Consider the following 21,977-nt stretch of genomic DNA (forward strand, 5'->3'; position numbering starts at 1 on the left):
CTGTTGGCCGCGCTTATACTGCTAGTCATCATCGTTGGAGCGCTAATCGTCACCACAGTAACTCGGCAACGAGTACATCTCGATAATGGCACAGTATGGGTTACATCCAGCACTCATCGATCGATTGCAAGATTCAACGTGCGCGTAGGGCAAATCGATGCATCCGTTCCTGCTTCGACGCCTCGATTCGACGTCGCACAATCCGGCAACAGTATGGCGATAATCGATTCGCACACGATCACCAGCATGGATACTGCCACCATGCGCACCAATGCGCAGATTGATATCGCAACACATGTTCAGATTTCGCTCGCCGGAAACACTATCGCTCTGCTAGACACAACAAACGGTCACGTACGAGTAGGTCCCCTAACATCTTTGCATGCGCTCGCTGCAAGTCAATCCGACCCGACGATGAAGCTCGGTGAAGGTGGCATGATTGCTGTATCTCATGACGGTATTGTGTACGGATATCGTCCACGTGACGGCATGGTAATCACCGCTGACACTAATGGTTCTGTTCAGGATATGGTGTCGCTCAGTAATGGCCGTTCTCTGTCTGCAAATAGCTTCACTGTAGTTGGCTCGGTGCCAGTAATTGCAACACAAGGATTCATCCAATGGCCCGATGGTATGGCGACAGTCGATTCAACCGATACGTTGACGTTGCAGTCGCCAGATGTGGATGGCGACCAAAGCTCATGGGTAGCGGCAGCTGATCGCAATGGCTTATTCGTCACACAGCTGCGCCACGGGTCATCACAAGCGTTGCGATTGGCTACTACGGGTGAGGGAACGCCAGCACAACCGGTGTCAGTAGCTGGATGTGTATATGCGGCATGGAGTCAGCCGGCGCGTAACTATCGGCGTATTTGCGATGCTGATGGTAGTGATGCACACGGCAATCAAGGAGAATTCCAAACGCTGGCTTCAGTGTCACACTCTGCACATCTTCAGTTCCGCACAAATCATCGATTGGTAGTGCTTAATGATGCGGCTCATGGTACGCTATGGGACCCGCAATCTGCTATGGATGCTGTTGACGTATCGTGGGATTCCTTGCAGCAGGAAGGTGGCGATACTGCTCACGCCGATACGTTTCCAACATCCGGAGAACAGCGAGAATATGCCGAGGAATGTGCTGAACATTCGGGACCACCGAGAGCTGTGGACGATCACATGGGTATTCGCATGGGCAGTACACGAATACTTGATGTGTTGCACAATGATGAGCAATCGGATTGCTCAGTACTACGTATTATTACAGTCACACCACCATCAGTTGATGATGTCACCGTATCGTCAGTGTTTGATGGACGCTATATACAACTCAACGCGACTGCATTAACCGATACAAACAGTACTGACATACGGTTTTCATATGAGATTGATGATGGACGCGGCAGACGATCATCAGCAACCGTTATCGTGAAACCTGTCCCCCATGATCACAATCAGCCTGCAGCACAAACCGATATTCCCCCAGAATATGAGATCGAACAAGGTGCTGTAATGTCAGTGAATGCCTTAGCGTCGTTCACCGATGCTGATGGTGACCTCCTGTCACTGACTGATGCAACCGTATTGGCAGAAGAGGTTAGCGTTGCACAAGTTCGCGCGGATGGTTTACTAACTTTTTCCGCTCATAGCAATGCGTCTGGCCGTGTTCCAGTGCGAGTAACCGTGCATGACGGCCGTGTAACCAGTGATGGACTCATATATGTTTCGGTCCATCCAGTCAATACATTGCCAGCCCGCATTGACCCGATCACCGTATCAGCGAAGCCAGATACACCCGTCATGGTTGATATCACGCCATACGTGCATGCTACGTCTGCGCGTATGCCAATGCTGAGCACTGTGCAACAACCGGCAGGTACAACAACCATCAAAGAGAACGACCTGTCTTTCACGGTTATGGCAAGCAACCCCGGCACATATTACGTGCCTTATACGGTCACGCAAGGCGATGTGAACGCTGACGGTATGGTCAGAGTTGAGATCACCGCTCAATCTTCAATCGATACCATTCCTGTTACAGCTGATGATGTCGCCATACTGAGCACCGATGGTACAGCTATCGTTGAGCCGCTCATAAACGATCGTGACCCATCAGGCGGAACATTAGCGATCACCAGTGTCAACGTCGAACCGTCGACAGGCATATCTGCCGGTATTTTGGGTACCCGAGTATATGTGGTTGGACAGCGCATCCCGAATGCACCAGTAAATATACGGTATACCGCATCAAATCAGGCAGGCTCATCTGTAGGCACCATCGTGGTATATCCTCCGACTGCTCGTCGTCATGGAATACTCGTTGCGCGCGATATCACATTACGCGTGAGAACTGGAGGTATCACATCAGCCACTATTCATGATTACATACTCGCTTCATCTGATGCTGGAGTCACGCTCGACCACGATCTGCAATACAACCGCGATACCTTCAAAGGATTATTGTTCGTGTCTGACAACACTATTCGATACCAAGCGAGTTCAGTATCAGGCCGATATCAAGCCACCTATACGGTACATGATGATGCCGGTAACAGGGCACATGGCACTATCGTTATTGAAGTACATCAAGCAGATGCACAGTCCAAAGCTGATCCAAAACCGCTACCGGTACAAGCTCAAGTCGCTGCAGGACGAACAGCGCGCCTTGAGATTGCACTCACTGGTATTGATGCAGACGGCGATGACGTTACATTACTGGGATTAGGCAATCGTGCGCCTTCACTCGGACGTATTATTGATATCGGTGCCAATTACATGGTGTATGAAGCATATGCGGATTCTTCTGGCACTGATTCGTTCTCATATGCGGTAGAAGATTGGTCAGGACGCAGAGCACAAGCCAACATATCCGTTGCCGTGTTTCATCAGGATACAGCAGATACAGTGCTGGCTCGCGATGACGACATCACGTTGCGCCCCAATACGCGAGCTAGTGTGCAAGTGACTGATAACGATATCATTTCGGATGATTCTGTCATATCGGTAAGTCGACTTGACGATGTGCAGGGTATTACTGACGCCACGTATAGCCAAGGCACGATCACCTTTACCACGCCACAGCAGGAAGGCACTGCCTACGTGGTGCATACAGTACAAAATGAGGCTGGTCTATCAAGTACCGCCACATTGACCATTCATATTGACGCAGCGGCACCAATTTCTCCTCCCATTGTGCAAGATCATCGAATTCCTGCTGCTGATACGATCGATAAACGATCAGTAGAAGTCGACGTTGCAGCATGGATTAATAACCCATCCGGTACTGCTCACGAGCTCACAGTAACTATTGATTCATCCGCAGCCGATCACGCTCGTCGTATTGGCGGTGAATCCTCCACCATTATCAGCATTGATCTCACTGAACAGGCCCGCGCTGTACCGTATACCGTAACGAACACAACACATGGCATTTCCTCGACGGCATTCATACATGTACCAGCGTATGGAGTGTTTCCACCATTATTGCGACCAAATGCACCATCGTTGACAGTACGTGACGGTGATGCGTTAATCATTCGCATCGCAGATCATGTGCGAGTAGGCGTTGGGAAAACCGCGTTCGTAGCATCTGCAGAAGAGGTCAGCGCAACCAAATCTGAGAATACTGACTTGTTCGTTGACGCGCAGACTTTGCGATTCGTACCACAAGACGGTTATGTAGGCCCTGCGTCAATTACGTTTGCAGTGGTTGATGCCAATCCAAGCGAGCACACATCGCGTATTGTCAATCGTGCGGTTTTGACACTACCGATCAGTGTAACAGGTACGACTATTCCCCCACCATTATTCGTCTCCCCCACCGTTGATGTACCAGCCGGTGAGACGTCGGTTATTGATCTGTCTGCGTTCATACGTGACACTGGCTCCTGCACTACTCATCGCAGTACCGATGCCAATACCAGTGCAAGCGATAGTCCTTCTGCTACACAACGCTGTACGTATACAAGCACTGGAGCTGACGATGAACGGATAGCAGTATCTGTAACATCTGACGGGATGATGACCATTCGCGCGGTAGAACACGCGACTGCTGGCGATATCACTGTTCCGATTACGATCCGTTACGCGAAAGGCACCGTTAGCGGACATGTGATCGTGCGTACGACTATTTCATCGCGGCCATTGGCGCGTCTCAATCAGCAACGGCTGACTGTTCAGGCAGGGGCATCTGCGACAGTGAACATATTAGAGCATGCGTATAACCCGTTCCCGCAAAAGGCTCTAACAATTGTGAACTGCGTTGTTGATGGTTCACATGAAATCAACGTGGCACAATGCTCAGCCAATGGCACGATATCGATTACTGTTGCCGATACTGCACAAGCTGGAGCATCAACTCTTCGAGTAACCGTGCAAGACGGTACCAACTCTCCCGATCGACACGTGCGCACACTGGTTGAGATAACTGTAATCGCAAGACCAGCAGCACCACTGATGCTGCCGACTGATAGACAGTCACACAATGCTTCAGTCAATCTGGCGTGGGTTGCAGGAGCCTCAAACGGCAGTCCAATTCTTGAATATCGAGTTGAGTGGGATGGAGGTTCTCATTCTTGCGGCCTTGCCACAACATGTCGAATCGATGGCCTAACCAACGAACGGCAGTATACGTTCACAGTAAAAGCGCGTAACGAAGTCGGATGGTCCGATGCCTCAGCCGCAGTGGTAGGCATGCCAGATGTAGTACCGCCGCAGCCAATCAATATCGTGGCGCAAGCTGGATATCGTCGTATTACAGTTCATTGGAATATGCCCGACTATGACGGCAGCAAAGCAGAACGATTCATCGTCACGGTATCTGATGCCTCAGGCCGGTATCACAATACGCAGAGCACTAATGGAACGTCCATTGATATTGCAATACCTGATGAAGCTATTACCGATGAGACAACCTTCCGAGCCAGTGTGACAGCATATAACCGTGTTGGAGGCAGTATTGCTGGCACGTCCAATGATGATACTCGACCGTGGAGTGATCCTGATCCACCAAAACTAGTGTTGACACAGGATGGCAATCAAATTACAGCTCATGTCACGCTCGGTAATATGCGCAATGCTGGGTGCGCACAGGTGACGCTTGAAGGAGCAGTGACGCACACACTCTCATGTGATAATTTGTCCACGTCTTTTCCTCTTACCAACAATGAAGAGGACAAGTCAGATAACGCCATAACGGTGACAGCAACCTTACATTTACGACGTTCAATTCCTTCGAGTCTCTCAACAACAGCGACCATTACGCCGACGCTCCCAGAAGTTCCAGAACCGGGCCCAAACCCGGACCCGTCGCCCAATCCGGACCCGAAACCAGAACCGGATCAACCCGATCAGACTCGTACTCCACAATCAACCACCAATCCCCTAAGCAGACGCTCCCAACATACGCGTCTCATTCCTATCGAAATGATGTAAAGAGATAAAGGAGTCACCATGACAGAGCATATTCTCGTACACGATGCAACTTGGATTGCCGATGATGCCACCCAATTACGCTCCGATATGCCGCAACAAGTAGACAATGCACAATCTACTGTTCCAGTGCCACGAGCATCTTCCCGCCGTAGCCGCCGATCAACTCCACCTACGGACAATGCCGCACAATTATTGCATGCAGGATTTGAGCTATTAACCGATACCATCGGACGGGTCGTTGTGGGCAAACCAATACCGATTCGGCTGTGTGTTACCGCGTTACTTGCAGGAGGCCATGTACTCATCGAAGATGATCCAGGAACCGGCAAAACTCAGTTAGCAAAAGGATTAGCACGATCAGTTGATGTACCGTTCAATCGTATTCAATTCACAGCGGATTTATTACCGTCCGATATCATCGGTGTCACATTCTACGAGCGGTCACGTTCCACGTTTTCGTTCCGACCTGGCCCAGTATTTGCATCCATTGTGCTCGCTGACGAAATCAACCGGGCATCAGCCAAAACACAGTCCGCGCTACTGGAAGTGATGGAGGAACGCAAAGTCACAGTAGATGGAACGACGCATACAGTACCAGATCCATTCATGGTTATCGCCACGCAAAATCCTATTGATCAACTCGGCACATACCGGTTGCCGGAAGCGCAATTAGATCGATTCTTATTACGAACCTCAATTGGGCATCCTGGTCATGAAGCCAGTCTTGCCTTAGCTCAACAGGTTGACGTGCCAGATCGTGCAGCCAGTGTCCGTCCAGTCATAGACGGACCGGGACTCGCCGAACTGCGTTCGTTAGCGAGCGCAATCCATATCGCTCCAGTGCTGCTGGACTACATGGTGCGCATCATTGAATATATTCGGCATGATGAAACAACAGCGAGTGGCCCGTCAACTCGAGGTCTGCTGTCACTCGTTCGTTGCGTGCGCATTTGGGCTGCGGCTGAAGGTCGCCATTTTGTTATACCCGATGATGTTAAAGCATTGGCAGTTCCTATATTGGCACATCGCATTATGTTGCAACATCAAGCGCTTATGTCAGGGGATACACCAGAACGGACTGTTGTACGCGCACTTGACAATGTGCCGGTACCAACAGTGGATGAAGCACATATGGAATGGAGGAATTCGTCATGACTATGCCATTGATGTCATTTATTCGTCGGCGTACGTGTCACGCGTACGATTCCATTTCCCAAGGGCAAGAGGCTGCTGTGCCAACATCTATTGCGGCTCCTGCGGTGCAATTCAACAATGCTTGTGCCTCGTTGAAAACCCGCATTCGAGTAAGCAACGTATTATCTACCCGAGGATTATTGTCCGCATTATTCGTTGTTATCTGTCTTGCAATATGGTTTCCAACACGATGGCATGAGTTTCTGGCTTGTGCCATCATGCTCAGTTGCATGCTCATTGTGGCGCTCATATCGTGTATCCAAACTGGTTCACTACGTGTTGATATTCCTAGTCCAGAACGCTCGGCTGTCGCCGGAGAAACTATTGAGATGTCACTTGTGATCACCAATGTTTCACGTATCCGCCCAGCACGATGTCGCTTACAGCTACCAGTTCGTGATCACACATCTACCGCACAGCACATCGTTGATGTTCCTCGCATCCAACGCGGGACATCACGTACTGTGAAAGTCCCACTCATGCCAACGGCACGAACAGTACTACATATTGGACCAGCTAGTACGTCGCCTTCAGATCCATTCGGCTTATGCGGGAAGACACGAGATCTGTCTGAGACAGTCAATGTTCACGTGCATCCGTTTACTACAGCAGTCTCACTGCCGCGTACGGGCTTTATTCACGATCCACAAGGACTGCTCTGTGGCGATCAGGTGAGCGATGGGCTTGATTTTCAATCATTGCGAGAGTACCAGCCCGGCGATGATTTGCGTAACGTTCATTGGCCGAGTTCAGCGAAATCTGATGTGCTGATGATACGTCGATACACTGCTATGCGTCGTGTTGACACTGGGTTGACACTGGTGTCTGACGCGGATGCTTACTCAGATGCGAATGAATTTGAAATAGCGGTCGCTGCATATGCGTCACTGGGCGTGGCTTGTATTAAGGCTCAGCGGCCGTTATCCGTATCCGCTGGAGGCAAGGTTTTCCGACCAATAGATATGCAGTCATTTCTTGATGCTTGCAGCGACCTTATATATGGTGATGATCATGCCACGGGCGAACAGCAACATGTACCTGTGCAATCAAGTGAAGATGAGAGTATTGAACGTTCTCGCCTTGACCAGCGTATATGCCAGATGCTCGTTACCGGTTCACGCATGCATGATGAGCGCATCGCTGCATTGACTGAATCCAGTCCACATGCCGCTTATCACGTAGTGATCACAGTACAACAAGATAAGCCGTGCCATGTGGCAATGTTGCCGTGGTATGTTCTCATGACAATCAGCTCATTGCAGGATCTCCCTACGGCGATGGGAGCATTGTTATGAGTAACACAGCAGATAGTAATGTCCACCAAAGGAGACTACCGCAATTATCTACCACAGTGCGCGGGTCAATCATAGCTATCGTTATAACGTTGTTATCCGCGTCGAATCTCATTGATGTGTACGGGTCCTTCTTTATCAGCTGGCTCTGCACTGCAATACCAGCAACCCTATGTGGGGTATTGGCCGCTCGGATGATGAAGCAGGCCACTGCGTGGGCGGCAATAATCACGTTGATCATCTCACAATTCATGATTGGCCCATTGATCACGTATGACGGTATTGCTGTGGGACATTTGCCAACGCTGACGTCACTGGTCTTGGGATGGCGAGCCATATTCGATTCGTTCTCATACGTTGTTGCGCTTAGCTCTCCAGTTGGGACGGATAACGGAGGATTCATGGCATTATGGACAATATGCCTATGGTCGTCAATGCTTATGCGCTGGTGCTTGTGGCATGTCATGACGCCAGCGGCACCGACAGGTGCACCGTATAACACTAACATTCACAGTAGCGTTCATCATACATCGCAGCAACTTCTGCAATGGCGTCATGCTGTTGCGTTCATCATCGTTGTATTGTCGTCGTTTGCTATATGTGCAGCATTAGGCACGTCATCAGGTTATTACCGCGTTACCGCAGCGATCAGTGCAATAAGCATTATGGCCTGGCAGTGGCTCACTACCACCGAGCAAACCAACAACCAGTATCAGCACCATGTGAGAAAGATAATACGCGCTATTATCACGTTACTTGTTGCCGCTGCAGTGACCTGTATTATCTGTCAGACCATACCATCGCATCGCTTCGTGTTACGTGAGTACTATGATCCGCCCGTCAGTTTGCGCGATTATGCCAGTCCGTTAAGCGGTATGCGCGCATACCGCAAACGATATGCAAACGATACCATAATGACAGTGACTGGATTACCTCATGGAACGCCAATCAGGATTGCTGTTATGGATGTATTTGACGGTCAGGTGTGGAATGTATCCGGTGAAGAGGCGCATACCAGTCATGGTGAATACCGTCGCATTGGATCGGGCACAACATTGCCAACGTCGGATACGCACGATGAGACAGCTATACCTTTCAGTGCTCGATTTACTATTGGAGCGAATTTCGGTGACATTTGGCTACCAGTCGCTGGTGATGTTTCTTCTATCGCACTAGAGACTATAGAAACTCACGCTTCACGGGATACAGATTGGTTACGCAGTCAGACTCCGGCGGTTTTCCACCATGCTGATGCTGAAGCAGCACTCATATTGCCGGGAATACAACAAGATTTATCGTATACCGTCAGTGGCATTCTGCATCCACAGCCAGATGAGCAGCAAATCAATAATGCTGCAGCAGATACGATCACATCACCCGAACCTCTTGCAATGCCAGAATCGTTGACCTCATTGGCTATAGCTACCGCCGCAGGGCAAAAACCAACTGGTCAAACAGCACAACTGCTCGCCACTGTATTGCATGAACATGGCTGGCTATCCCACGGAGCACAAGGAGAATACCCGTCGCCGCCCGGGCATAGCAGTTATCGACTTGATGCAATGATGTCCGCTGATCTTATGGTCGGAGATGATGAACAATACGCTTCTGCAATGGCCCTTATGGCACGTCAAGTTGGGTTGCCAGCCCGCGTGGTATTGGGATTACTACCGTCTGACAGCGATCGAACAGCGATCATGCCATATAACAGCGAGAAGGCTAGTAGCGAGGCTGTCCAAAATACGGTTATGACATTCACTGGCGAGCATATTGCCGCATGGGTGGAAATCAAGCTCGAAGGGCTTGGATGGGTGATGTTCGATCCAACGCCTGATGAGTCGCGCACTGCTGTAGCAGGCATGAGCGTGGTACCGGATTCCACACCTATTATCCGACAACCATCACTACCCTTGATAGATCCGTTACGAGATCATGCTCAGCTTCATGATCGTTCGACAGTAGGAGGTACGAACGCTGAACCACCTGTAGAACCAACTGCACAACATCGTTTCGCACACATTGCAACCAAAGCGTTATGGTACGGCAGCCCGATCTGGCTTATGACGTTATATTGCATCTTAGTGATCGCAATCAAACGAACAGTGTTGATGATCATCCGATGTCGCGGTTCGCCTCGTCACCGTGTGCTTGCCGGATGGGATGTACTTATCGTACAAGCATTGCCATGCACAATGGCGACACGACTGTGCTCTGGAACATTGACGCGACATGAGCAAGTGAGCGCGATAATCAAGTATGGAGACATACCGATATCACTCAGCCCGCTCAGCCATAGCTCAATGAGTGCGCGTCTTCTCCAGTGTTTCCGTAACCACAGCAAACATCGTGCACAGACATCTCATTTATCCGACCAGCACACAACCGAATTTACCATTATGTTGCGCAGCATGGCAGACCAAGCTGATCAAGCGATGTATTCGAGTATTGCGCCCGATGCATATCAGGCTGAATCATATTGGCTCAATGTCAAACAACTCAGTCAGCAAATGTTGGCATCACTGCCACTGATGCAACGCTGGCGAGCACGGCTGTCACTCCGTGGCGTTCTGTCAATCATCCGACAGCACGCCACGGAGCTGCCCTCATAACAATATGGTGGCTTCCTTCATCAGAAGGAAGCCACCATATTCAGCAGACAGTCAGTCAGACTAAGATTATTACCTCATCTGACCAACCGTAGAGCATCGATCACTCGAAGTCGCCCTGACCGCCTTGATCGTCAAGGAAGTCGTCCGGGTTGAAGTCATCACCGAGCTTGAGATCGCCGAAGTCGATGTTTGCGAAGTCCACATCAGACAGATCAGCATCGGAGAAGTCAGTGTCCGCATCGGTACCGCTACCCAAGCCGAAGTTCGGGTAAATAGTGTCGCGGATTGCCTTATCCGGCTCGACCACAGCGTTACGGTAACGGGCGAGACCCGTACCAGCCGGGATGAGCTTACCGATGATGACGTTCTCCTTGAGACCCTTAAGGTCATCGACCTTCTGGCTCAAGGCGGCTTCGGTGAGCACGCGCGTAGTCTCCTGGAAGGATGCGGCAGACAGCCACGAATCGGTAGCCAGCGAAGCCTTGGTGATACCCATGAGCTCCGGACGTCCGGCAGCCGGCTTGCCACCGTTCTTCACGGCTTCCATGTTCGCTTCCTTGAAACGAGCCTGATCAACCAGCTCACCCGGCAGCAACGAAGTGTCACCCGAGTCGATGACGGTGATACGACGCAACATCTGGCGCACGATAACCTCAATGTGCTTATCGTGAATATCGACGCCCTGAGAACGGTACACCGTGTGCACTTCCTCAACGATGTTGACCTGTGCTGCACGCGGGCCGAGGATACGAAGAATCTTCTTCGGGTCCACAGAACCCTCAGTCAGCTGCGTACCAGCCTCAACATGCTGACCGTCCTTCACCAAGAGCGGAGCACGACGAGTCACCGTGTAGACGATCGGCTCAACGGTCTGATCGTCCGGCGTCAACGTCATCTGGTAGACGTGGTCAGCTTCCACATCAGTCTTGATAACGCCCGGGAACTCGGCGATAGGCGCCTCACCCTTTGGGGTACGGGCTTCGAAAAGCTCGGTAACACGAGGAAGACCCTGCGTGATATCGGAAGCCGCCGCAACACCACCGGAGTGGAACGAACGCAGTGTCAGCTGTGTACCAGGCTCACCGATGGACTGTGCTGCAACGATGCCGACAGCTTCACCAACATCCACCAGCTTGTTGGTAGCCAGCGACCAGCCGTAGCACTTGGCGCACACGCCGCGCTTGGATTCGCAGGTGAGCACGGAACGAGCCTTCACCTGCTCAACTCCGTGTGCCACGAGGTCCTTGAGCACATCCATGCTCAGCGCGTCGCCACGCTTGTACAGCACGGTCGTACCGTCAGCCGGGTCCACCACATCGGCAGACAGCAGACGAGAGTACGGGCCACCGTCAGCTGCCTTAACCAGCGTCAGGTTACCGTCAGCGTCACGATCAGCGATCTGCATCGGCAGACCCTTCTTGGTGCCGCAGTCCTCTTCGCGCACAATCACGTCCTGAGAAACGTCAACCAGACGACGGGTCAAGTAACCAGACTCAGCAGTACGCAGTGCGGTATCAGCCAGACCCTTACGAGCACCGTGCTCGGAGATGAAGTACTCCAGCACGGACAGGCCCTGACGATAGTTCGATTCGACCGGTCGAGGAATAACCTCACCCTTCGGGTTGTTCACCAGTCCTCGAATACCTGCGATCTGGTTGATCTGGGTCATGTTGCCTCGTGCACCAGACTGCACGATAATAGCGAGGTTGTTGCGCGGGTCGAAGTGCTTGACAACAGCATCCGACACCTTTTCGGTGCACTTGGTCCACTCGTCAATAATCGCCTGACGACGCTCTTCTTCAGTAAAGAAGCCGAGATCGTACTGCTGATTGATCTTGTTGACCTGTGCCTCGGATTCGGCGACGAGATCGGCACGTTCTGGCGGCTCGGTGACGTCAGAGAATGCGAAGGTTACGCCAGACCACGGTGCGCGGGTGAAGCCGAGATCCTTGAGTGCATCAAGGGTCGCGGCCACCTGAGCGGTGGAGTAACGAGTTGCGATGTCATCGACAATACGCGAGAGCACCTTCTTCGGAGCCTGTTCGTTGACGAACGGGTAGTCGGTCGGCAGAGTCTCGTTGAACAGGAGACGTCCCATTGACGTGGCGAACAGCACAGTACCGTCCTTGAAACGCTCTTCGCGGACGACTTCCGGGCTACCCGGCTGCGGGTCAACAACCTTGACTTCGCTCGGCTCCCAATTGGTCGGCAGCACGAAGTCAGCGGGCAAACGTACCAGTACCTTGGCCTGCATGTCGATCTCGTGCAGGTCGAGTGCCATCTGCATTTCGGCAATGGACGAGAACACGCGACCCTGTCCTTTAGCTCCTTCAAGCACGGTGGACAGCCAGTACAGACCGAGGATCATATCCTGAGACGGCATGGTCACGGTGTGACCGTCAGCCGGCTTCAAGATGTTATCGGATGCGAGCATCAACGAACGGGCCTCAGCTTGTGCTTCAGCGGAAAGCGGGAGGTGCACAGCCATCTGGTCACCATCGAAGTCTGCGTTGAATGCGGCGCAGGCCAGCGGAGGCAGGTGGATAGCCTTACCTTCAACAAGGATCGGCTCGAACGCCTGAATACCCAGACGGTGCAGCGTAGGTGCACGGTTAAGCAGTACCGGATGCTCGGAGATGACCTCTTCGAGCACACCCCACACTTCAGTGTCGCCACGGTCAACCATGCGCTTAGCGCTCTTCATGTTTTGCGCGTAGTTCATGTCGACAAGACGCTTGATAACAAACGGCTTGAACAGCTCAAGTGCCATCGGCTTCGGCAGACCGCACTGGTGCATGCGCAGCGACGGACCGATAACGATCACGGAACGGCCAGAGTAGTCAACTCGCTTACCGAGCAGGTTCTGACGGAAACGACCCTGCTTACCCTTAAGCATGTCAGACAGCGACTTAAGCGGACGGTTAGACGCGCCAGTAACCGGGCGGCCACGACGACCGTTATCAAACAGGGAGTCAACAGCTTCCTGCAGCATACGCTTTTCGTTGTTGAGCATGATCTCAGGCGCACCGAGTTCAATGAGTCGCTTGAGTCGGTTGTTACGGTTGATCACACGACGGTACAGATCATTAAGATCGGAGGTTGCGAAACGGCCACCATCGAGCTGAACCATCGGGCGCAGATCCGGCGGAATAACCGGAATCACGTCGAGAACCATTGCCTCAGGCTTGTTCTCAGTGGTCAAGAACGCATTGACCACCTTAAGGCGCTTGAGCGCGCGAGCCTTGCGCTGGCCGGTGCCAGTGTCAATTTCTTCGCGCAGCTGCTTAGAGGCAGCCTCAAGATCGAAGTCCTGCAGGCGCTTCTTAATCGCTTCAGCGCCCATGCAGCCTTCGAAATAGTCGCCGTAGCGATCTTCCATTTCACGCCACAGGTCGACGTCGCCTTCCATGTCGCCGGCCTTCAAGTTCTTGAAGCGGTCAAACACGGCATTCAGACGCTGAATCTGATCGTCGTAGCGCTGACGGATAGCCGACATATCACGCTCGGCGCCGTTGCGCAGCTTTGCCTTGTTAGCACCGCTCGCTTCGCCAGCCTCTTCAAGCTCACGAAGATCAGATTCGACCTTCTTAGCGCGCTCTTCGATTTCGTTGTCACGACGCTTAGCAAGGTGGCTGATCTCCGTGTCAAACTCGTCCTGCAAGTCAGGCATGTCCTGATGACGCTGCTCATCATCGACCTTGGTGACCATGTATGCAGCAAAGTAAATGACCTTTTCAAGGTCCTTCGGCGCAATGTCGAGCAGGTAACCCAAACGAGATGGCACACCCTTGAAGAACCAGATGTGCGTCACCGGGGCAGCCAGTTCGATGTGGCCCATGCGTTCACGACGCACACGGCTCTTAGTAACTTCTACGCCGCATCGCTCGCACACGATGCCCTTGAAGCGCACGCGCTTATACTTACCGCACGCGCACTCCCAGTCACGAGTCGGGCCGAAGATCTGTTCGCCGAACAGACCGTCCTTCTCAGGCTTCAAAGTACGGTAGTTAATAGTTTCCGGCTTCTTGACTTCGCCGTGGCTCCAGCCGCGAATGTCGTCGGCGGTGGCCAAGCCGATACGAAGCTTGTCAAATGCGTTGACGTCCAGCACTCTATTGTCCTGTCTGTAAATCTGCGATGGTTTTATCAATGGGAGTCGTCACCCGATAACATTGGAATGACACCGATAATGGCATCAGTAACGTCGTCGAATTACAACTCAGCTGATATTCAGTTGATACGTCGTTCACAGTCGATCGATGATACGGTCACCGGCTGCGCGCAAAGCGCACCATGCGTGCAGAGCTCAGCACGCGCAACCGGCGACCAATCAGTCGATCACTGATATTCAGGCTCTTCTGCTTTCTGATCTTCCTTCGCGGCCGCGTCAGGACGCGCACCAATGTTGAAGCCCAGATCGTCGCTGGCAGAAGCCGGATCGTCGTCCTCATCCTTCATGTCGATGGCCACGCCTTCAGCGTTCAGCACTTCAACATTCAGCGACAGCGACTGCATTTCCTTGAGCAACACCTTGAACGACTCAGGGATACCTGCCGGCGGCAGGTTATCGCCCTTAACGATCGCGCCATAGACACGCACGCGACCGTCCACATCATCGGACTTGGTGGTCATCATTTCATGCAGCGTGTAAGCAGCACCGTAAGCTTCGAGTGCCCACACCTCCATCTCGCCGAAGCGCTGGCCACCGAACTGGGCCTTACCGCCCAGCGGCTGCTGCGTAATCATCGAGTACGGACCGGTAGAACGCGCGTGAATCTTATCGTCAACCAAGTGGTGGAGCTTGAGCATGTACATGTAGCCCACGGAAATCGGCTTGCCGAAACGCTCACCCGTGCGACCATCAAACAGCCACGCCTTGCCGTCTTCGCCGACCATCTGGTCACCGTCACGGTTCGGCAATGTCGACTTCATCAAGCCCTTGATGACTTCAGGCTTAACACCGTCGAACACCGGGGTAGCAACCGGCGTACCCGGTTCGCCCTTTTCAGCTCCAGCCGGCACGTACTTCTTCCACTCGGCGTCAAGATCCGGATCCAGCGAAATATCCCAACCGGAGTGTGCAATCCAGCCGAGGTGCAGTTCAAGCACCTGACCGAGGTTCATTCGAGAAGGCACACCCAGCGGGTTCAGCATGATGTCAACCGGAGTACCATCCGCGAGGAACGGCATATCTTCTTCCGGCAGAATGCGCGAAATACAACCCTTGTTGCCGTGACGACCGGACATCTTGTCGCCGACGGTGATCTTACGGTGCTGCGCAATGTACACACGAATCATCTGGTTGACACCGTTCGGCAGCTCGTCGCCGTCTTCCTCAGCATCCTCACGAGTGATTTCCTTGACTGCGATCACCGTACCAGTCTCGCCGTGCGGCACACGCAGTGATGTATCGCGCACCTCACGAGACTTCTCACCGAAGATCGCACGCAGCAGACGCTCCTCTGGGGTCAGCTCAGTCTCACCCTTCGGCGTGACCTTACCGACGAGAATATCTCCAGCCTCAACCTCAGCACCGATGCGGATAATGCCGCGCTCGTCGAGGTTTGCCACTGCATCCTCGCCCACGTTCGGCAGGTCGCGCGTGATCTCTTCAGCACCCAGCTTGGTTTCACGAGCATCGATCTCGTACTCTTCGATGTGAATCGAGGAAAGCGTATCGTCCTGTACGAGTCGCTGCGAAATAATCACAGCATCCTCGTAGTTGTAACCGTTCCACGGCATGAACGCAACCAGCAGGTTCTTACCGAGCGCGATCTCGCCCTTTTCGATTGCCGGACCGTCAGCCAGCACCGTGCCAGCTTCCACGCGTTCGCCGTTCTTGATAATCGGACGCTGGTTGTAGCAGGTGGTCTGGTTAGAACGCTGGAACTTCGCCAACTTGTAGCTGGACTGCGTGCCATCGTCGTTCATCACGCGGATGAGATCAGCGGACACGTAGATCACAACGCCCGGCTTGTCTGCGATGATCACATCGCCGGAATCGTAAGCGACACGCCATTCAGAACCGGTACCCACCAGCGGACGCTCAGACTGTACCAGCGGCACGGCCTGACGCTGCATGTTGGTACCCATCAGTGCACGGTGGCCTTCATCGTGCTCAAGGAACGGAATCAGCGAAGCGCCGATCGAAACCATCTGACGCGGTGAGACGTCCATGTAATCGACGGAGCTCACCGGCACATCGACGGCCTCTTCTTCATCGGCTCGAGCAAGAGCCATATCGGTGGCAAACTTACCGTTCTTGTCGAGCTTCTGGTTGACCTGCGCGATCACATGATCGTTTTCCTGATCAGCGGTCATGTACTCGACTTCGTTGGTCACCTGACCGTCGATAACCTTACGGTACGGGGTCTCGATAAAGCCGAACGGATTGACGCGGCCGAAGGTTGCGAGCGAGCCGATCAGACCGATGTTCGGGCCTTCAGGAGACTCGATCGGGCACATACGACCGAAGTGGGACGGGTGCACGTCTCGCACTTCCATCGAGGCACGGTCACGAGACAGACCGCCAGGACCGAGGGCGGACAGACGACGCTTGTTGGTCACACCAGCCAGCGGGTTGTTCTGATCCATGAACTGCGACAGCTGGGACGTTCCGAAGAACTCCTTGATGGTCGCGTTCACCGGACGAATGTTGATCAGCGACTGTGGAGTAATCGCCTCAGCGTCCTGCGTGGTCATACGCTCACGTACAACGCGCTCCATACGGCTCAAGCCCGTGCGCAGCTGGTTTTGAATCAGCTCGCCAACCTGACGGATACGACGGTTACCAAAGTGATCGATATCGTCAGTCTCAACACGCAGATCGACATCCTGACCCTTGCGCTTGCCCGGGAACGTAGCGTCACCCGAGTGCAGCGTCACCAGATACTTGATGGTGGCGATGATATCTTCGCGCTTGAGCGAGCGATCGTTAATCTCATGCTCAAGGCCGAGCTTACGGTCGATCTTGTAACGGCCAACGCGAGCCAGATCGTAACGCTTCGTGTTGAAGTAGAAGGAGTCAAGCAGGTTACGGCCAGCCTCAGGAGTTGCTGTATCGGACGGGCGAATCTTACGGTAGAGATCAGTGAGTGCCTCGTCCTGCGTATCGATGGTTTCCTTGTCGAGCGCATCGAGAACCAGCGGATAGCCTTCAAATGCGTCGCGAATTTCCTGCTTGGTCATGCCGATAGCCATGAGGAACACGATCGCGGACTGCTTACGCTTACGATCGACACGCACGCCGAGCACGTCGCGCTTGTCGATTTCAAACTCAAGCCAAGCACCGCGCGACGGGATGATCTTCGCGCCGAAGACATCCTTGCCGGATGCACGATCGGTGGAACGATCGAAGTAGACACCCGGAGAGCGCACGAGCTGGGAAACGATGACTCGCTCGGTACCGCCGATGATGAAGGTACCGTGCGGAGTTTGCAGCGGGAAGTCGCCCATAAACACGGTCTGCGACTTGATTTCGCCAGTATCGCCGTTCTCAAATTCAGCGTTCACATACAGCGGTGCAGAGTAGGTGTAATCCTTCTCCTTGCACTCCTGCACGGTGTGACGCGGCTCCTCGAAGTACGGGTCCGAGAACGTCAAGGACATGGTCTGTGCGAAGTTTTCAATCGGAGAAATCTCGTTGAATACTTCATCGAGGCCAGACATATGAGGAACAGTATTAGTGCCGTTCTTCTCATCTTCTTCAACCCGCTTCTTCCAGCGGTCAGAGCCGATCAGCCAATCGAAGCTGTCGGTCTGCACACCCAGCAGGTAGGGTACATCAATGGGCTCACGGATGGAGCCGAAGTTCACACGGTCCGACGCCTTGTGCACGTCAATGTCGTGCTGGTCGGCGCGTGCGATCATGGTGGTGGTGTTCGTCGTAGACTCAGTAGCCAATGGACGTTCCTTATCGCTCGCTTGTTCGTTCGATACTGTGTATATAGTTCCCCGACAAGCGCCTTATCAGGCCGCCATATGCCTGAAACTGCGGGCGCTCCGTCTTTGTCAGCATGCCCGCAATATGACATGCGTATACGCGAAATTCATATAGTAGCACTACCTAGCTCATACTGCAAGAGTGCGACATAACCGGCGAGTCGCGCCGTATAGTAGGACAGCAGGACTGGCAGTAGCTTACTGAACCGTAATCGTCACAGGGTCGCTCGTCACTTTCGGCTGATCGCGCAACGACAGACGGGCAGTATACGTACCAGCGTTCACTTTCGGCAATGCGGCATCATCCTGACATTCGGAGCCAGTTGCGTTCGCATTCCACGTAATCTGCTGACGATCCTCGTCACCTTTGCCCATGAGCAGCATGCGCGAGTCAACCGGGCACGAATCTGACCGCCATACCGTTTTATCTCCCGACGAAATCGTCAGTACACGACCAGCATTCGACCCGTCAACCAAACAGCCAGCTTTGGCCGAACCGGTGTACGCGATCGTCGCCGTAAAGTCCAGCGAACCCGCAACTGGCACACTCTGCGCGGCCGCAGTCAGCGACAAACTGACTGTGCCTTCGCCGCAGTCACGTACACCACCAGTTTTTGCGGGGTCAGGAACCGCACCGCGCGAGATCGCGTATATCTCACCGTGATTCATCGCGTCACCAATCGCACCAATACCACGAGCGATACTGTATCCGCAAAACACCACCAACGCGAGCGCAATCAGCAGTACTGACGCGACGACGATACGCCGACGACGATAGATAGCCCGCTGACGTGCACTCATCGCACGTCCGCGCGGCTTACGTCGCTGATTTGACCGTCCCGACTTGCGCTGTACCACCATAGTCTCTCAGTGTATACCACGCCGCATGATGTGCGATCCGCACGCAATCAGCGCCCAATCAGCGCCCGATCATCGCGGCAAACAAACGCCGCCATCCGGCAGTATTTCAATCAAACCGTCATCATCCAACGATGCAAGGCACTGATCTAACTGGACATGATCATTCCACAACGATTCGATGCGAGCTCGATCAAGCACACTCTTCCCTTGCGGTAACTTACGCAACGCATCGAGAACCATTCCACGTACCTGCCGATCAGTTCCAGCAAACCGTTGCCGCGGGCGTGTTCTGCGCTCCCCCAGTCCCGGCCTGCCAGCCGCGAGAAACGCACACTGCGCAGACACAGGACACGTTTCACACAACGGTTGTTTTGCCGTGCACACTACCGCGCCCAGTTCCATCACCGACTGATTCCACGTCACTGACTGCGCATCGTGAGCTGGCAACACGCGCGCAGCCAACTCACGTTCAGCCGGCCGGGCTGCTCCACCAAGCGACTCGACACCGAGAAAAACACGCGACAATACGCGGCGGATATTCGTATCAATGACTGCAATACGCTTACCGAACGCGAAACTGAGCACTGCCGACGCAGTGTAATCACCGATACCGGGCAAGCCGGTGAGTTCGTCGTATGTGCGCGGCAGCTGGTCATCGTACTGGTCACGCACCACGCGAGCGCACTCTTGCAATCGCAATGCGCGCCGCGGATAACCCAGCCGACCCCATGCAGTGATTACCTCAGCTGTCGTCGCATCTGCGAGCGCTGCCGCATCTGGCCACACTTGCATCCATGTCTGCCAATACGGCACTACGCGACTCATCTGCGTCTGCTGGCTCATGACCTCGGAAACAAGCACACCCCACGGTGTGGTTCGGCCGAATCGCCACGGTAAGTCACGCGCGTTGATTTGCCACCATGCGGCGAGCGAGCGGCGGATAGACTCGGCGGACGACTTGACGAGCGGCTTCGCCGTTATATTGTCAGTGGCTGTAGTCATCACGCTCCATTTCCCGCATATAAGGACTCGCTACGCGAGAATATTATTACCTCGCTCACGCCTACCGGCGCTCACTCGGCGTCACTACTCGAAAGCCCACAGGGCTTTCTCCTCACGCTCCGAACACAAACAAACGACTCGCTACGCGAGCAATGTTATTACCTCGCTCACGCCTACCGGCGCTCACTCGGCGTCGCTACTCGAAAGCCCACAGGGCTTTCTCCTCACGCTCCGCCAGCGAAATTTAATTGTCGCCATGCTTCGTAGATGGCGATGGACGCGCAATTGGTGAGGTTAAGCGAACGCAGACTTGGACGCATTGGCAAGCGCACTTGTTCGGCAACGTGAGGGCCAGCCATAATGTCCATTGGGTCCGGGATGTCGCCCGGTTCAGGACCAAACAGCAGAATATCAGTGGGTTTATATTCAACTTCCGTGTACAGCTTCGTGGCGTGCGCAGTGAACGCGATAATACGCGAGTTCGGCATTGATTCGACGAGATTATCGAAATTCGGATGCAACACCACATGTGCCATGTCGTGATAATCGAGGCCCGCACGACGCAACTTCGTGTCGCGCAAGTTAAAACCGAGCGGTTCCACAAGATGCAGAATCGTGCCGGTGACCGCACACAGGCGAATCGCTGAACCGGTATTGCCGGGGATGCGAGGGCTGTAGTAGCACAGATGCGGGGTTGATGTTTCAGCCTTAGCAGCATCTTCGGCTGACAACATGGCATCGACCACTGATATCGGATTACCATGTGCATCAGTGACGAGCTCATCAGGACCATAATTCGACTTGCGGTAACCGTATTCAAACATTTTGCCGACTTTGGCTTCGGGATTTTGCGCCCCCGCCTGCTCCGTCATCATCATCACCTCGTAATGCTTCACACTTTGCCGTGCTTATGCGTAATTCGACTTTCGAGCATAAAACAGCCCCTGAACCAAGCCAGAGGGTTATAGGCCAAAATGTGTGTCTGTTTTGGCTCGCTTTCCTTTGTGGCAGTGGGCGTTTCCCCTGTTCGAGTTGTATGGGCGGGGAACTTGAAGTCGGCCAGAATGTGTGTCCGGAACAGGCTGTGAGGCCTTTCGGGACAACGGTTGAGCGGCTTTCGAGTTGGCGTGGCAGATTGGGTGGATGAACACACCCAGTTGCGCCGTGTGCGGCGAGCCGATGAAACGGAACGGAAGAACAAGCTCGGGGCGGGTCAGGTGGCGGTGCCGGGACGCCGGCTGCGGGAGCTCGCGCACCCAGTCGCGCGACAACAGGGCCCGTGACCTGCGGTGCGGACTGGACTGGCTGTTTTCCAAACGGTCGCAGGCCGAGCACGACCTGCCCTCCCGCACGCTGCGCCGCCGGTGCGAGCTGATGTGGGGCCTGTGGCCGCCGGTGCCCCTGGTGGACGAGGTGCATCACGTGGTGCATGTGGACGGCATTCACCTGCACCGCGACGCCGTGGTGCTGATCGCCATCGCCGACGGGCACGTGATCGGCTGGCACATCGCCAAAAGCGAACGGTCGGCGGCGTGGCAGAGCCTGATGGCGCGCATCGCGCCACCGGACGTGCTCGTGTGCGACGGCGGGGGCGGCATCATGAAGGCCGCGAAGACCATGTGGCCCGACACCCGCATCCAACGCT

General features: G+C 53.8%; 11 protein-coding genes. 6 read left to right on the forward strand and 5 right to left on the reverse strand.

Features of this window, described 5'->3' with window-relative positions; all coding sequences use genetic code 11:
* The first annotated feature begins 213 nt into the window (after nucleotides 1-213).
* The 4 genes from BHAP_RS10190 to BHAP_RS10205 all read left to right on the forward strand — a co-directional run bounded on the left by BHAP_RS10190 (nucleotide 214) and on the right by BHAP_RS10205 (nucleotide 10,528).
* Nucleotides 214-5,433: an Ig-like domain-containing protein gene (locus BHAP_RS10190; RefSeq protein ID WP_211279731.1), complete on the forward strand. Its 5,220-nt coding sequence runs from the start codon at nucleotides 214-216 to the stop codon at nucleotides 5,431-5,433.
* 18 nt (nucleotides 5,434-5,451) lie between these two features.
* Nucleotides 5,452-6,588 (forward strand): AAA family ATPase, encoded by a 1,137-nt coding sequence (locus tag BHAP_RS10195; protein WP_094730575.1) that lies wholly within the window; start codon nucleotides 5,452-5,454, stop codon nucleotides 6,586-6,588.
* A gap of 518 nt (nucleotides 6,589-7,106) precedes the next feature.
* Nucleotides 7,107-7,922 (forward strand): DUF58 domain-containing protein, encoded by an 816-nt coding sequence (locus tag BHAP_RS11670; protein ID WP_158216469.1) that lies wholly within the window; start codon nucleotides 7,107-7,109, stop codon nucleotides 7,920-7,922.
* A 398-nt stretch (nucleotides 7,923-8,320) separates the two neighbouring features.
* On the forward strand, nucleotides 8,321-10,528 hold the full coding sequence (locus BHAP_RS10205; protein ID WP_158216470.1) for a transglutaminase-like domain-containing protein: 2,208 nt from the start codon (nucleotides 8,321-8,323) through the stop codon (nucleotides 10,526-10,528).
* Nucleotides 10,529-10,628: 100 nt separating this feature from the next.
* Here BHAP_RS10205 and BHAP_RS10210 read toward each other — a convergent pair whose 3' ends face one another.
* The gene (locus BHAP_RS10210; protein WP_094730578.1) at nucleotides 10,629-14,639 is read right to left on the reverse strand and encodes a DNA-directed RNA polymerase subunit beta'; all 4,011 of its coding nucleotides are present in this window, start codon (nucleotides 14,637-14,639) and stop codon (nucleotides 10,629-10,631) included.
* A gap of 78 nt (nucleotides 14,640-14,717) precedes the next feature.
* On the opposite strand from BHAP_RS10210, the gene BHAP_RS11675 reads away from it, so the two are divergent.
* The gene (locus BHAP_RS11675) at nucleotides 14,718-14,873 is read left to right on the forward strand and encodes a hypothetical protein (RefSeq protein ID WP_158216471.1); all 156 of its coding nucleotides are present in this window, start codon (nucleotides 14,718-14,720) and stop codon (nucleotides 14,871-14,873) included.
* Here the strand turns inward: BHAP_RS11675 and rpoB are convergent.
* The 4 genes from rpoB to BHAP_RS10230 form a co-directional block, all read right to left on the reverse strand.
* The gene (gene rpoB, locus BHAP_RS10215) at nucleotides 14,867-18,397 is read right to left on the reverse strand and encodes a DNA-directed RNA polymerase subunit beta (protein WP_169713215.1); all 3,531 of its coding nucleotides are present in this window, start codon (nucleotides 18,395-18,397) and stop codon (nucleotides 14,867-14,869) included. The two genes, BHAP_RS11675 and rpoB, sit on opposite strands and share 7 nt — an antisense overlap.
* 270 nt (nucleotides 18,398-18,667) lie before the next feature.
* Nucleotides 18,668-19,330, reverse strand: coding sequence for a hypothetical protein (locus BHAP_RS10220; RefSeq protein WP_244569393.1), 663 nt, complete (start codon nucleotides 19,328-19,330; stop codon nucleotides 18,668-18,670).
* 69 nt (nucleotides 19,331-19,399) lie between these two features.
* Entirely contained in the window at nucleotides 19,400-20,332 is a 933-nt protein-coding gene (locus tag BHAP_RS10225) for an HhH-GPD family protein (RefSeq protein ID WP_094730580.1), read from the reverse strand.
* A 224-nt stretch (nucleotides 20,333-20,556) separates the two neighbouring features.
* Nucleotides 20,557-21,207 carry a tRNA (cytidine(34)-2'-O)-methyltransferase gene (locus BHAP_RS10230; RefSeq protein ID WP_420807739.1) on the reverse strand — a complete coding sequence of 217 codons (651 nt, stop codon included), beginning with the start codon at nucleotides 21,205-21,207 and terminating at the stop codon, nucleotides 20,557-20,559.
* A gap of 268 nt (nucleotides 21,208-21,475) precedes the next feature.
* Between BHAP_RS10230 and BHAP_RS10235 the strand changes: the two genes are divergently transcribed.
* On the forward strand, nucleotides 21,476-21,977 hold a 502-nt coding region (locus BHAP_RS10235; RefSeq protein WP_143248790.1), incomplete at its 3' end, for a transposase-like zinc-binding domain-containing protein.

Origin of the sequence: Bifidobacterium hapali (genome assembly GCF_002259755.1) — a bacterium.
Taxonomy (GTDB): Bacteria; Actinomycetota; Actinomycetes; order Actinomycetales; family Bifidobacteriaceae; genus Bifidobacterium; species Bifidobacterium hapali.

Bases quoted from the DNA above. Each gene is read 5' to 3' on its own strand.
- BHAP_RS11675 (WP_158216471.1), top strand. From the start codon at position 14,718: ATGGCATCAGTAACGTCGTCGAATTACAACTCAGCTGATATTCAGTTG.
- BHAP_RS10220 (WP_244569393.1), bottom strand. From the start codon at position 19,330: ATGGTGGTACAGCGCAAGTCGGGACGGTCAAATCAGCGACGTAAGCCG.
- rpoB (WP_169713215.1), bottom strand. From the start codon at position 18,397: ATGATCGCACGCGCCGACCAGCACGACATTGACGTGCACAAGGCGTCG.
- BHAP_RS11670 (WP_158216469.1), top strand. From the start codon at position 7,107: ATGCCAACGGCACGAACAGTACTACATATTGGACCAGCTAGTACGTCG.
- BHAP_RS10195 (WP_094730575.1), top strand. From the start codon at position 5,452: ATGACAGAGCATATTCTCGTACACGATGCAACTTGGATTGCCGATGAT.
- BHAP_RS10225 (WP_094730580.1), bottom strand. From the start codon at position 20,332: ATGACTACAGCCACTGACAATATAACGGCGAAGCCGCTCGTCAAGTCG.
- BHAP_RS10190 (WP_211279731.1), top strand. From the start codon at position 214: ATGGCGATAATCGATTCGCACACGATCACCAGCATGGATACTGCCACC.
- BHAP_RS10230 (WP_420807739.1), bottom strand. From the start codon at position 21,207: ATGATGACGGAGCAGGCGGGGGCGCAAAATCCCGAAGCCAAAGTCGGC.
- BHAP_RS10205 (WP_158216470.1), top strand. From the start codon at position 8,321: ATGGCATTATGGACAATATGCCTATGGTCGTCAATGCTTATGCGCTGG.